The 13,073-nt window shown below is 63.7% G+C and carries 12 protein-coding genes; 7 read left to right on the top strand and 5 right to left on the bottom strand.

Annotated elements, in window-relative coordinates:
- Nucleotides 1-2: 2 nt before the first annotated feature.
- Both RPPS3_RS11970 and RPPS3_RS11965 read left to right on the top strand, forming a co-directional pair.
- Complete coding sequence (locus RPPS3_RS11970; RefSeq protein WP_107344304.1) at nt 3-512, top strand: OsmC family protein; 510 nt, start codon at nt 3-5, stop codon at nt 510-512.
- A 31-nt stretch (nt 513-543) separates the two neighbouring features.
- On the top strand, nt 544-870 hold the full coding sequence (locus tag RPPS3_RS11965) for a hypothetical protein (protein WP_107344303.1): 327 nt from the start codon (nt 544-546) through the stop codon (nt 868-870).
- A gap of 102 nt (nt 871-972) precedes the next feature.
- Here the strand turns inward: RPPS3_RS11965 and RPPS3_RS11960 are convergent, their stop codons facing one another.
- Entirely contained in the window at nt 973-2,577 is a 1,605-nt protein-coding gene (locus RPPS3_RS11960; protein WP_107344302.1) for a GMC family oxidoreductase, read from the bottom strand.
- 332 nt (nt 2,578-2,909) lie between these two features.
- On the opposite strand from RPPS3_RS11960, the gene RPPS3_RS11955 reads away from it, so the two are divergent.
- Entirely contained in the window at nt 2,910-3,896 is a 987-nt protein-coding gene (locus RPPS3_RS11955; RefSeq protein WP_107344301.1) for an ABC transporter substrate-binding protein, read from the top strand.
- Nucleotides 3,897-4,056: 160 nt separating this feature from the next.
- On the opposite strand, the gene RPPS3_RS11950 is transcribed toward RPPS3_RS11955, so the two are convergent.
- Genes RPPS3_RS11950 through RPPS3_RS11935 form a run of 4 tightly spaced genes read right to left on the bottom strand, consistent with a single transcriptional unit; the run spans nt 4,057 to nt 8,797 of the window.
- The gene (locus tag RPPS3_RS11950) at nt 4,057-5,304 is read right to left on the bottom strand and encodes a nitrogenase component 1 (RefSeq protein ID WP_107344300.1); all 1,248 of its coding nucleotides are present in this window, start codon (nt 5,302-5,304) and stop codon (nt 4,057-4,059) included.
- Nucleotides 5,304-6,662, bottom strand: a complete 1,359-nt coding sequence (locus RPPS3_RS11945; protein ID WP_107344299.1) for a nitrogenase component 1 — start codon at nt 6,660-6,662, stop codon at nt 5,304-5,306. Before RPPS3_RS11945 ends, RPPS3_RS11950 begins: the two co-directional genes overlap by 1 nt.
- Before the next feature lies 1 nt (nt 6,663).
- Entirely contained in the window at nt 6,664-7,536 is an 873-nt protein-coding gene (locus RPPS3_RS11940; RefSeq protein WP_107344298.1) for an AAA family ATPase, read from the bottom strand.
- Between the two features lie 43 nt (nt 7,537-7,579).
- A complete protein-coding gene (locus tag RPPS3_RS11935) occupies nt 7,580-8,797 on the bottom strand; it encodes a radical SAM protein (protein WP_107346571.1) in 1,218 nt (405 codons plus the stop codon).
- A 446-nt stretch (nt 8,798-9,243) separates the two neighbouring features.
- Here RPPS3_RS11935 and RPPS3_RS11930 point away from each other — a divergent pair, with 446 nt between their 5' ends.
- From RPPS3_RS11930 to RPPS3_RS11915, 4 genes are read left to right on the top strand one after another with little or no spacing between them, the layout of a single operon-like run.
- Complete coding sequence (locus tag RPPS3_RS11930; RefSeq protein WP_107344297.1) at nt 9,244-10,191, top strand: sulfonate ABC transporter substrate-binding protein; 948 nt, start codon at nt 9,244-9,246, stop codon at nt 10,189-10,191.
- Nucleotides 10,192-10,237: 46 nt separating this feature from the next.
- Nucleotides 10,238-11,413, top strand: a complete 1,176-nt coding sequence (gene ssuD, locus RPPS3_RS11925; RefSeq protein WP_107344296.1) for an FMNH2-dependent alkanesulfonate monooxygenase — start codon at nt 10,238-10,240, stop codon at nt 11,411-11,413.
- Entirely contained in the window at nt 11,410-12,216 is an 807-nt protein-coding gene (ssuC, locus tag RPPS3_RS11920) for an aliphatic sulfonate ABC transporter permease SsuC (protein WP_107344295.1), read from the top strand. The genes ssuD and ssuC overlap by 4 nt, the downstream gene beginning before the upstream one ends.
- 4 nt (nt 12,217-12,220) lie before the next feature.
- Nucleotides 12,221-13,066: an ATP-binding cassette domain-containing protein gene (locus tag RPPS3_RS11915; protein WP_107344294.1), complete on the top strand. Its 846-nt coding sequence runs from the start codon at nt 12,221-12,223 to the stop codon at nt 13,064-13,066.
- Nucleotides 13,067-13,073 lie beyond the last annotated feature (7 nt).

Below are 13,073 nucleotides of genomic sequence, written 5' to 3'. Positions count from 1 at the left end.
AAATGGATGCGCTGGAATTGCGCGCGCTGCAGGCGCCGATCAAGGACCGCTATAAGGCAGATCCGGCCACCGCGCTGATCACCCTGAAGGCCAAAGGCGCGATCGATGCCGACGGCATCAGTTGCAAGGTCGAAACTGGCAAGGCCTTGGCAACGGCCGGCCTGCATCCGGCGACCGGCGGCTCTGGGCTTGAACTGTGTTCGGGAGACATGCTGCTCGAGGCACTCGTCGCGTGCGCCGGCGTCACCCTGAAGTCGGTTGCGACCGCGATCGAAGTGCCGCTCTCGCGGGGCGACGTGGTCGCCGAGGGCGATCTGGATTTTCGCGGCACGCTCGGCGTCGACAAGGAGGCACCGGTCGGCTTCCGCGAGATCCGGCTGCGATTTGAGGTCGAAACCGACGCGGCGCAGGACAAGCTCGATCTGCTCTTGAAACTGACCGAGCGCTATTGCGTGGTGTATCAGACCATCAAGAACGGCCCGAAGGTGTCCGTGTCGCTGCATCGCGTCTAATCGATATGCTCACGCCGTCCGGACAAAACCGATGATCACCGCCATTGTGCGCTATCGCCTGCCCGCGCATATCGACCGGGCCGCATGCCGAAATCATTTCGAAGCGATCGCTCCGGGTTTCCAGTCTGTGAAAGGGCTGATCAGCAAGCACTTCATCTGGAGCGAGCGCGGCGTCGCCGGCGGTGTGTATCAATGGGCAAGCCAGGCGGACGCCGAGGCGTTCTACTCGGGCCCCTGGCGCGACGGCATCATCCAGCGCTACGGCATGGAGCCGGAGATCGAGTTCTTCACGGTGTTTGCCAAGACCGACAACGAAGCCGGAACGGTCACCGTCGTCGAAGCGGCCCAGCCGGCTTGACCTCCGCTCCGGCATGAGATGCCGGCCGTCAGCACCCGCGAGGCTCCAGATTACCGAGCCAATTCCGGCGCCAACAGTTAGCTCGCCCTCGATTGACAAGGCTCAAGCAATTCGCTGCCCGCGAATAAGGTCGGACGCCTTTTCACCGATCATCACCGCGGGCGCATTAGTGTTGCCGGACACCAGCGTCGGCATCACGGAGCAATCGGCGACACGCAATCCTTCGATGCCGCGGACCCGCAGCTGTGGGTCGAGAACCGGGCCGATCGCGCAGGTTCCGGCTGGATGAAACAGCGTCTGCCCCTTCTGACGGGCGTGCGCCGAAAGTGCGTCGTCGCTGGTGGCGCCGGCTCCGGGCAGATACTCCTCGACGATAAAGTCCGCGAGCGGCTTCTCGTTCGCGATGGTCCGTGCCAGACGCAAGCCATCAATGACAGCGCGGCGATCCGTTTCGGTTGCCAGATAGTTCGCTCGGATGCGCGGGGCCTGCCGCGGATCAGGGGCAGCGATCAGCACGCTGCCGCGACTTTCGGGGCGGAGTTGGCACACGTTCGCGGTGAAGCCTGAGAACGAATGAAGCTGGTCCGCCGAGCTCTCGGCACTGAACATCATGAAATGATACTGGATATCCGAACGCGTCAGCTCCGCACGTGTCCGCGCAAACAGCCCGACCTGGCAGGCGCTGATCGTCATCGGGCCAGACCGGTTCAGCAGATATCGCGCGCCCATCCATAGCTTGCGCACCGGGTTGCGGACGATATCGTTCAGCGTCAGCGGATGGGCCGCCTTCCAGACGATGCGAACCTGGAGGTGATCCTGCAGATTGGCACCGACGGCAGGCAAATCCAGCACCGGTTCGATAGCGACGCTCGCCAGATGTGCGGCAGGACCGATGCCCGACAGTTGCAGAAGCTGTGGCGAATTGACAGCGCCCCCGCACAGGATCACCTCGGATCGCGCACGCAGGACCCGCCGTTCGCCGCCATGTAGATATTCCACACCGACAGCTCGGCCGCCCTCGATCACGACACGGCAGACCAGCGCCTCGGTCTCGACGCGCAGATTGGCGCGCCGCAGTGCCGGCCTCAGAAACGCCACCGCGCTGGAGCAACGGCGACCGTCACGGGTCGTCAGTTGCACGTAGCCGACGCCATCCTGGGACTCGCCGTTAAAGTCCAGATTGGCCGGTACGCCGGCAGAGATGGCGGCGTCGATGAAGGCCTGGCAGATCGGATTGCGCTCGCTGAGGTCGGCGACCGCCAGCGGCCCGCCTACGCCATGATACGCATCAGCGCCGCGGACTTGATCCTCCGAGCGCTTGAAGTACGGGAGGACATCAGTCCAGCCCCACCCAGACGCGCCGGCGGCTGCCCAGCCGTCATAATCGTCAGGATGCCCCCGCATGTAGACAAGGCCGTTGATGCTACTGGTCCCACCGAGCACCTTGCCGCGCGGCCAGAAGATTCGCCGCCCGTCCATCGTCGGCTCCGGCTCGGTCTCGTAGCACCAGTTGATGTCGGGATTTCGGATCGTCTTGGCATAGCCGATCGGAATGTGAATCCACGGGTTGGAATCGCGGGGGCCCGCCTCCAAAAGTGCGACCGAGGTGGCAGGGTCCTCACTGAGGCGATTGGCAAGGACACATCCCGATGAGCCTGCTCCCACGATGATGAAATCGACTGTCTCGGTCGTATTGGCGCGTGTCATCGGAGTCCGTCGGAAAGCGGTTGTCAGCAGTTGGATAAAGAACGGTGCGCGGATTGCTCGAAATCAATTCGGATGTCAATCGAGCGATGATCGCGGGGACTCAGTACGGACCTCAGCGCTTTGCCGTGAGCGGCAACTTCGCCTACGCCTCGGCCGACTGTCGAAACGAATTTCTGCAAAAGCACTCGCCCGCGTGCTCCTCATCGTTTTGTTTGCCGGATAGTTGATAATGCTGATCGACTTGGTCAGCATCGCGTTCACTCGGTGATCGCGACGACCGTGTCGTGGACACCGCCCTTCAGGACTGATTCCAAAACGTCAGAGGTCGTTTGATGTCGATTGGCATGTCGCGTCGCCGTTTGTTGCAAGCCAGCGCGGGTCTTGGGTTCTCCGGGTTGCTGGGCACAGCAAGCGCACGAGCCGCCACCCCAACCGATCTCTCCGGGGTCACGCTGCGGATTGCCTTCTACAAGGGGCTGCACAAGACCTTGCTGGAAACGGCAGGCCTCGCCGCAACGCCCTACAAGATCGATTGGAAGGAGTTCAACTCCGGCGTCCAGCACATCGAAGGCATCAACGTCGACGCGCTCGACCTGGGTTCGGGCAGCGAAACTTCGGCAGCGTTCGGGGTAAAGTCCAAAGCACGCGTGAAATTCATCGCGGTGTATCGCGAGGATCTCAACAATCAGGGCACGTTCGTTCAGAAAGATTCAGACATCCATCGCGTGGCCGACCTCAAGGGGAAGCGCGTCGGCTACGTTCGGGGAACGACGTCTCACTATTATCTCTACAAGCAGCTGGCTGAAGCCGGTCTGTCCTTTGGCGACATCAAGGCGACCCACCTTGCGCCCACCGACGGCCTGTCTGCCTTCGCCCGTGGTGACCTCGATGCATGGGCGATCTGGGGTTACAATGGCCAACTCGCCCGCTCCAAATACGGGGCCCGTACCCTGAAGACAGGCGTCGGCTATCTTTCAGGAAACTTCCTGATCTCGGCCAATCCTTCCGCGATTGACGACCCGCTGCGGCACGCTGCGCTTGCAGACTTTCTCCTGCGGCTGCAGAAGGCCTATGCCTGGAGCAATGCGAACTACCCGACCTATGCGGAAGCCCAGTCGCGCGATACCGGGGTTCCGGTCGAGGCCATTCTCGACCTGTTCAACAATCGCAGCCAGGATTACAGCCTGATCGCCAACAGCGATGCAGCGGTTCAAAGCCATCAGGACGTCGCTGACGTGTTCACCAAGATTGGCGTGTTCGACGCACCGGTAGATGTCAAGCCTTTCTGGGACCGCAGCTTCGACCAGGCATTGGCCTGACCAACGAACCACCTGACGAATGCAACAAACGCCGCGACGTCGACGCCGCCGCGGCTCCTGGAGAGTTTACCCATCTCCCTGCTGATCGTCAGACAGATGCCCATCAATCGGTCGGACGGCAACGTCGTGATGGTGGACGGTCAGTTCCGCGGGGCGCTCCCTACGCTTGATCCGACGCCGTCACGATCGCCTCCAGCAACGTCAGACCGCCGCGAGAGCCGCCGAAGCCACTTGTCAGGCTCAGGCGGCGGGTCGGCGCGGCGCATTCGATCAACGGCACTGCGAGGCGGTCAGCGACCGCTCGCTCCAGGGAGCTGCCGAACACGATCTCCGCGCCACTGCTCCCGATAAGTGCGGCGATCTCGTCGTCGTCTTCGCTGTAGTGAACGATGGGCAGCTCATCCTCGAGCGTGCTGCGATGCTCCGCGGGCGGATTGTCGGTGACGACGATCGCGGCCGGCGACCAACCGAGGGTCCGGCTGAGAAACCGAACGATGCCTCCCGCGTGCAGACTCGGCAAGGCAACGGCAAAGCTGCGGGCACCGCCTTGTCGATAGAGCGTCTCCAGCAGCCGGTCGATGAAGTACGCCTCGCGCTGCCGCTCGCGGTCGATGAAGATCCGCGCCGCCGCATCGTCCACCTCACCAGCGGCAGCGACGATCCTTTCCAGCAGCGCGCCTGTCGCCGCGGCGCCAACGGGCAATCCCGCGCTTTCGATCCAGGGAATGCCGAAGCGGTCATCAAGCGCACGGACCGCCGCCCCGCCCCACGGCGACAACGAGACGCTTAGTTCGGCCTGTGCGGTCGCCCGCAGGCTCGATAGCCCCCCGAACGGACCGAATATCGGGTTCGGGATCAGGCCGACACCGGCGATCAGCCGAGACAATTCCTCGATCTCCGCCAGCCACGTCGCATCCTGATGCGGGACGGGACCGAGAATGTTGACCAGGCCGGCTCGGGTCACTCCCGGAGCGACCGTTCGCTCAACAGCCGCCTGCAGGAAAGATTGATAGCCATGATAGGCCGAGCCGCGAAATCCAGCAGTCGCCAGGTCGAGCACCTCGTCCCCGGCGTCCCGCGCCTCTTGCGCCATCGCCTCGACGTCGTCGCCGATCATCTCGGCCGGGCACCCGGTCAGAACCACGGTGATTTCGCTCGACACCACGCCGCGCGTATTCTTGATCTGCTCGCGCAACCGCGACGCGCCGCCAAACACAATGTGCTTCTCCGACAGATTGGACGTCGGCCACGACACGCCGCAACCACCGACATCCTGCCACAGTCCGGCTTGCACACCACAGCCGGGTGTCGCATGGACGAGCGGAGTCACGCCATCGATCGCGGTTGCGGCGTAAAGCGCGCCATGCAGCGCGCAACCGGCGCGTGGTCGCATCAGATGCGCCGCCATCATCTCACCTCACGCTTGATGTGCCAGTCCGGGCTGCGCTTCAGCCAACCTGCGCGATACGCGGACGTCCCGAGCCCGGCCGTAAAACCATTCTGCCGTGCGGCCAGCGCCCGGCCGATGCGGGTTGCAAGCTTTGTCTCTCCGGCCGCCCCGAGCAAATCGTCGCCTTCGATTGCGACCGCAGTAATCCCGGCGCGGGTCGCAGTCGCCGCGACTGCCGGCGTTCCGATCAGCAGGTCCGGCTCGATCTTGCCGAGCCAGTTCACCAGTTCAAAGGCCTGCCCTGCTCCGACATGCAAGGCCACGGTCGCCGCATTGGTCAGAGCCTTGAGCCCCTCGACATGAAGGCTGTCGATCCAGTCGACGCTGATCCCAGCAATCCGGCCACCGAACTGCACCACAAGCTCAGCGATCGCCAACGCCTGAGATGGCGGCAGCGCAATCACCACACGGCGGTCTTCCAGCAGGTCGGCGCTGACGCGATCGTCGATCCTGATCGGCAGCGGTCGCTCGGTCGCCTCGGCGACGGCTTCGACAAACCGCCGCGCACCCAAGGCGCCGATCGGCGGCGGCAGATGCAGGAACGGCACCCGGTGAAGCCGGTCGAGTTCGCGGCGGAGCACGTCAGACTCGTCCTGAAAAACCGCGACGCTGAGGACCGCCTGCGCCGCCTTGGCGAACGCTTCCCGGCCGGCGCCGGCCGGCACAAGATTGACCTCGAGCCCAAGCCCGGCAAGCTGTTGCGCCACAGCAGTGAGGCCAGGGCCCCGCTCAAAAGCCAGCAGATTGATCAGGTCGCGCCGACGGCCGTGCTGTGGTGGCATCAGGGACGCCAGAGCCGCGCTCGCAATATCGTAGCCGGTAGCACCGATCCGCGAACGGAATCCATCCGTCCGCAGCTCGACGACTGGGATGCCGAGTTCATCACTCAGCTCTTGAGCCACCGCCTGGATGTCGTCGTTATTGATCGCAACGACGGGCGTTGCCACCACGACAATTCCCCAGGGGTGATGACGTTGATGCAACCGACGCAGCGTCCGAGCGAGATTTCCGTCAGCGCCGAGAATGGTGTCGCGCTGATCGAGGTTGGTGACCGCCCATGGACGGCCCGGGCGGCTGCGCACCAGCGCGCCGGCGCAGCCCCGCGCACCGTGGACGACGATCCCCAGCCCTTCCACGTCTGCCAGAACGCGCAACGCGATCGACACATCGTCGCTAGCAACTTGTGAGAACGTCCGAATCCGCGACGCAGGTGGCCCGGCTTCGAGTTCAGCGATCAAGGACGCGACGTCGCCCAAATAGGCGCTGACGCCATTGAGCCTCCGTTCCCGGGTCGGCGGCTGAAGTGCCTTCTCCACCTCACACCACCTCGGCGAGCCGACGCTCCGCCGCGCCGCCGAACACACGGTCACCCCATTGTTTGGCCCATTGCTTCAACGCTGGGGCGTTGAGAGGCTTGGGGATCGACACCGGATGATCGCCTGCGATGTGCCGCGCGAGCTGACGGTACACGTCAGCCTGCTCTGAAGCCGGTGCCGCTTCGATCACGGTCTGGCCGTACAGTTCGCTCTGTGCCACCGTCAGCGAGCGCGGCACGTAGCCCACCACGTTCGTTCCTGTTCGCGAGGCGAAATCGTCGATCAGCGCACTCGCATAGGGCGTCTGGATGCTGTTGGCGATCACGCCGCCAAGCCGCGCGCCGCCCGAAGGTGCGTATTTGCTGATCGCCTTGAACAGATTGTTGGCCGCGAAGATCGCCATGAAATCCGACGACGTCACGACGAAGGCGGATTCGGCGATGCCACTGCGGATCGGCACCGCGAAGCCGCCGCACACCACGTCGCCGAGCACATCGTACAACACGTAATCCGGCTTGAATTCCTCGAACAGTTTCAGTTCATGGAGCAAATCGACCGCGGCGTTGATGCCGCGCCCCGCGCAGCCCACTCCAGGCACCGGCCCGCCGGCCTCGATGCAGAGTACACCGCCGAACCCGATCGCTGACACGTCCGCGATGGTCGGCCGGCCGCTATCCCGCAGGCTGTCCAGCACGGTCGTTAGATCCTCGCCACCCCGCAGGATCGTCGTCGAGTCGCTCTTCGGATCGCAGCCGATCTGGATCACGCGATGCCCCGCCTCCGCAAGCGCCGCACTGATGTTCGACGTCGTGGTCGACTTGCCGATGCCTCCCTTGCCATAGATGGCGATGTGCTTGGGCTTATTGGTGCTCACGAAAACCCCGTTGTGCTCAGCGGTGAAGAGGTGACGACGCAGCTCACTCGGCGGGTTCGAGCTGCCTGGCAGTGCCGAAAATCGGCAACGTCTCGTCCTCGATCCGGTAGATGTCGTGCTGCAATGTGTCGGACGAGGCGTTGCTGTCGAACACGTGCTGGTAGGTGATGCCGTTCTTCTTCCAGATCGCGACCAGTTTGTGCGCGAGATCGAGGTACCAGCCCGGCTCCGGACAACGGTGGCCTTCGAGCTCCGAGCCGGGGTTCGGACACCAAACCGCGAACGTCCCGACCACCCCCTTGGACGCCAGATACTCCAGCCCGGCCAGCGTACTGCGCTTCGGCTCGATTCCGGCGACGATGTTGGAGCGCACTCTGCCATGACCGAACACGGTCACAGCATATTCGAGCGCCTTGACCCAGTGCTCCCAACCGCCACCGCCGCGCGCCTTGCCGGGGCAGATCGCATCATAGATCCCCTTGTCCCAGATCTCGATGTTCATGGCCGTGGTGCGATAGCCGGCCTCCTTGAAACGATCGAGATTGCGCAGATCGAGCGGCGCAGCAATCGTCGCGGTGCCGTTGAAATCGTCGAGCCCGGTGTGCTGCTGAATGGCTTCCGCGACGTCGAGGTAGTATTCAAGTTCACGGCGCTCAGGGATCACGCCACCGCTGACCGTCAGGTGATCGATCGCACCGTCGTTGTAGGCGCGCGCCGCCGTCTCGCCGATCTGCCTCGCGTTCTTCCAGAACACCCCACCTTTGTCGCCGTACACGTCCTTGGTGTAATTGATGTTGCAGAACAGGCAATCTTCGCCCTTGTCCTTGTACGAGCACTCGTTGCTATAGACCACGAACAGGTGCCGGTCGGCGTAGTGCGCACCAATCTGCGCCATCTCGATCCCATCCGACGTCTTGGCGCCATAGAATGCCGGACGCTCACGAAATCGGATCTCGGCGATCACCTCACTGCCATCGATCAGCACCGTCCGATCGCCGAGCAGATCGACTCGATAGCCCGATTTTGGATTCCAGCGGAACGGGACACTCAGCCCGAGCGGCAGATAAAAATGCGACGGCAGCTCGACCGTGTGGGTTTCGAAATCCATCTCGAACAGGCAATGCACCTGCTCCTGGGCCTTGATGCCGGGCTGGACGAAATCGAGTGCCTCGCCGCTGATTGCAACGCCGTTGATGCCAAGTTCTGCCTTGAGCGCCAGTTCGCGCCAAAGTCCTTCCTTCAACTCGCTAACTGTCGGCATATACATCTCATCCGTGATTGCGCCACGGCACCGGAGGCCATCAGGCGGTCCGCAAATCATCCTCGAACCTTATCCCGCCGACAATTCTGAAGATGACGCCGTTTAGAGGTTGTTTATGACGGACCTGATCGGCTCAGCAGAACAGTTGATCTAACAAGGTAACTAATTGCAGATAGCTCTCGGCGCTCATCACCCGTCGGCGGTCTGGACCTGCGTTGTAACTAGCTTGTCTCGGGAGGAACGGCCGCAACTAAGTTCCCTCTCCTGGGGATCAACTGCGATCGTTCGCACGAGAACAACCATTCCGCCTTCGGCCCAAACAGAGGATTTTACCTCCGCCTGTGCCTCCGTCTGAGCACGGGCGTTGCTATTTTTCCCAACGGCTCGACACCGCCTCCCCGGCCTCCCATCATCCCTCGCGACCAACCAACAACGAGGGAGGCCAGATGCAGCGCCGACAATTTCTCCAGCTATCCGCCGGAGCCGCTTTGCTGCCGATTCTGTCGCGCTCAGCCGCGGCCGAGCCGCTGACCGAGATCCGCATCGGCTATCAGAAGAACGGCGTGTTGGTGATCGCGCGGCAACGGCGGACGCTGGAGGATCACTTCGCCGGACAGAATATCGGCATCAAATGGCTGGAATTCTCTTCCGGTCCCCCGATGCTCGAGGCGATGAACGTCGGCAGCATTCACTACGGCGCCGTCGGGGACTCGCCGCCGATCTTTGCCCAGGCTGCTGGCGCTGCAATCGTCTACGCGGCCGGTCAGCCGATTACCAACGGTCAGGGCATCCTGGTTCCGAAGGATTCGCCGATCCGCAGTCTCGCCGATCTCAAGGGTAAGCGCATCGGCTTCACAAAGGGATCGAGCGCCCACAACGTCGTCTTGCTGGCGCTCAAGAAGGCCGGCCTGACCTATGGCGACATCACGCCGGTGTACCTGTCGCCGCCGGACGCCGGGCCCGCGTTCGCGCAAGGCAGCATCGATGCCTGGTCGATCTGGGATCCGTATTTCGCGATCGGCGAGCTGAAGCAGAACGGGCGCGTGCTGGTCAATGCCTCCGAGGTCGGCCGGACCAACTCGTTCTACATCGCCAACCGTGAATTCGCTCAACGAAATGCGTTGATCCTCAAGCAGATCATCGAGGTCACCAGCGCGACCGCGCGATGGGCTGAGGATCATCGCGGCGACGTCGCTCAGTCCCTCAGTGCCGTCACAGGCATCCCGCTCGACATCCAGACGATCGCCGCAAACCGCTCGTCGTTTGTGGTTGGGCCGGTGACGGACGAGATCGTCTCGACCCAGCAGGACGTCGCCGACCGTTTCCATCAGCTTGGCCTGATTCCCCGCCCGATCGTGGTGCGCGATGCGGTGTGGCGGCCGCCACAGGCTTGAGCCGGCAAACGCAAAAATAAGACAGGACAATCCAGGAGCACGCCGCATGACAGCCCTCCCGACGACATCTTCAAACTTCCTTTGGTTTCTTCCGACCCACGGTGATGGTCACTATCTCGGAACATCGAATGGTGGCCGAGACGTCAACTTCGGCTATCTCCGGCAGATCGCACAAGCGGCCGATCAACTCGGCTATTTCGGCGTTTTGCTGCCCACCGGACGGAGCTGCGAGGATTCCTGGGTGGTGGCCTCGGCGGTGGCGCCTTTGACCGAGAGGCTGCGTTACCTGGTCGCCGTCCGCCCCGGCCTGCAGTCGCCCAGCGTCGCAGCTCGGATGACCGCGACGCTGGACCGCTTGATTGGCGGCCGGCTTCTCGTCAACGTCGTCACCGGCGGCGATCCGGTCGAGAACAAGGGCGACGGCGTGTTCTTGTCGCACGACGAGCGCTACGAGGTGACCCGCGAATTCCTCAACGTCTATTCGGATCTGTTGTCCGGCAAGACCGTCAACGTCGCCGGAAAGCACATCACGATCGAGGATGGACGGCTGCTGTTCCCACCGGTGCAAAGCCCGCGCCCGCCACTGTATTTCGGAGGGTCATCGGACGCCGGCATCGACGTCGCAGCCGACACGGTCGACAAGTATCTGACCTGGGGCGAGCCGCCCGCGCAGGTCGCCGAGAAAGTCAATCGCGTCCGGGCGGTGGCGGAGCCGCGCGGGCGCAAGCTGTCGTTCGGCATCCGCTTGCACGTGATCGTTCGCGAGACCAACGAAGCTGCCTGGGCCGCAGCCGACGATCTGATCCGCTACGTCACCGACGACACCATCGCCGCCGCGCAGAAGGTGTTCGCCCGAATGGACTCGGTCGGTCAGCAGCGGATGTCCGAGCTGCACGGCGGCCGCCGCGACAAGCTGGAGATCAGCCCCAATCTTTGGGCCGGCGTCGGTCTGGTGCGGGGGGGCGCTGGCACCGCGCTGGTCGGCGATCCGCAGACCGTGGCCGCGCGGATTAAGGAATACCAGGAGGTCGGCATCGACACCTTCATTCTGTCCGGATACCCGCATCTCGAAGAAGCCTATCGGTTTGCCGAGCTCGTCTTCCCGCTGGTGAAGCCGCAGCACGCGGGCAATGTCACACCGCTGCGCGCCAACACCGGCCCGTTCGGCGAGACCATCGCCAATGAGCATCTGCCGAACGCCAAGCAGGTGGCCAAACCATGAGCCTCGTCGAAACCCTCGCCCGACCGCGCGCGTGGCGGCTGCCGCGACCGGACGGGCTGATCCAATGGATCGTGCCGCTGCTGATCATCCTGGTCTGGCAAGCGGCCTGCAGCCTCGGATTTGTATCGGCGCGTGTGCTGCCGGCGCCGAGCGACGTCCTGGTCGCCGGCTGGAAATTGCTGCAGTCCGGCGAACTCTTCCGCAATATCTGGGTCAGCTTCTGGCGCGCCTCGGTCGGCTTCGCCATCGGCGGCAGCATCGGCTTTGCGTTTGGTCTCGCCAACGGCCTGTCCAGCCTCAGTGCCAAGCTGTCGGACACCACGTTGCAGATGGTCCGCAACGTGCCGCACCTGGCGCTGATCCCGCTGGTGATCCTGTGGTTCGGGATCGACGAGGAGGCCAAGCTGTTCCTGGTCGCGCTCGGCGTGTTCTTCCCGATCTATCTGAACACCCTGCACGGCATCCGCAGCGTCGATCCGCAACTGATCGAGATGGGGCGGATCTACGGCATGAGCAACGTCGAACTGTTCCGCCGGGTGATCTTTCCAGGCGCGCTGCCCTCCGTGTTCGTCGGCGTCCGTTTCGCGCTCGGCATCATGTGGCTGACCCTGATCGTGGCCGAGACCATCGCTGCCTCGTCGGGCCTCGGCTACATGGCGATGCAGGCGCGCGAATTCATGCTGATCGACGTGGTCGTTCTATCGATCCTGATCTACGCCCTGCTCGGCAAGCTCGCCGACAGCGCCTCCCGTCTACTCGAACGGCAGACGCTGTCGTGGCACCCGGCATTCCAGCGCTCTTGAGGGGATGATGATGGAAGCGCTTCAATTCCTGCTAGCCGCCCCGCCCGGCGCCTACGATCCGGTCGCCCGCACCATCGAGGACGAACCTCGCCCCTCGCAGCCTCCGACAAGCGCGCTCGCGCTCGACATTCGCGGTTTGCGCAAATCCTTTGGCGACAACGACGTGCTTCGCGGCATCGACCTGCATATCCCGGCCGGCCAGTTCGTCACCATTGTCGGCCGCAGCGGCTGCGGCAAGAGCACGCTGCTGCGACTGATCGCCGGGCTCGAAACTCCGAGTGCAGGCCACATCGTATTCGGCGAAGACAAACTGCCGGGCGACGTCCGCGTCATGTTCCAGGAGCCGCGCCTGCTGCCGTGGGCACGGGTCCTCGCCAATGTGGAGGTCGGTCTCGGCACCGAGCGCAACTCTCCGGATGCCCGGGCGCGCGCCGATGCGGCCCTGATCGAGGTCGGTCTCGATGACAAGCGCGGGGAATGGCCGGCGGTGCTATCCGGAGGTCAAAAGCAGCGCGTCGCATTGGCCCGCGCCCTGGTCAGCCGACCGCGCGTGCTCGCCTTCGACGAGCCGCTCGGCGCCCTGGACGCGCTGACACGCATCGCCATGCAGCGTCTGCTCGAACAGGTCTGGCAGGCCCAGGGGTTTACCGCCATCCTGGTGACCCACGACGTCGCCGAGGCGGTTGCCCTCGCCGATCGCGTGCTGGTGATCGAGGACGGCCGCATCGCCAAGGATCTGCCGATCGATCTGCCGCGCCCCCGCCAACGCGGCTCCGCCGAGCTCGCCGCCCTAGAAGGTGAGATCCTACGAGATCTGCTCAAGGGCGCGGAGGACACATTCGAGCTGTGAGGCTGCT

This window comes from Rhodopseudomonas palustris, assembly GCF_003031265.1.
In the GTDB taxonomy this organism is placed as follows: Bacteria; Pseudomonadota; Alphaproteobacteria; order Rhizobiales; family Xanthobacteraceae; genus Rhodopseudomonas; species Rhodopseudomonas palustris_H.
Note: the sequence above shows the minus strand (reverse complement) of the source record. Positions and strands in the feature narration are given on the sequence as shown.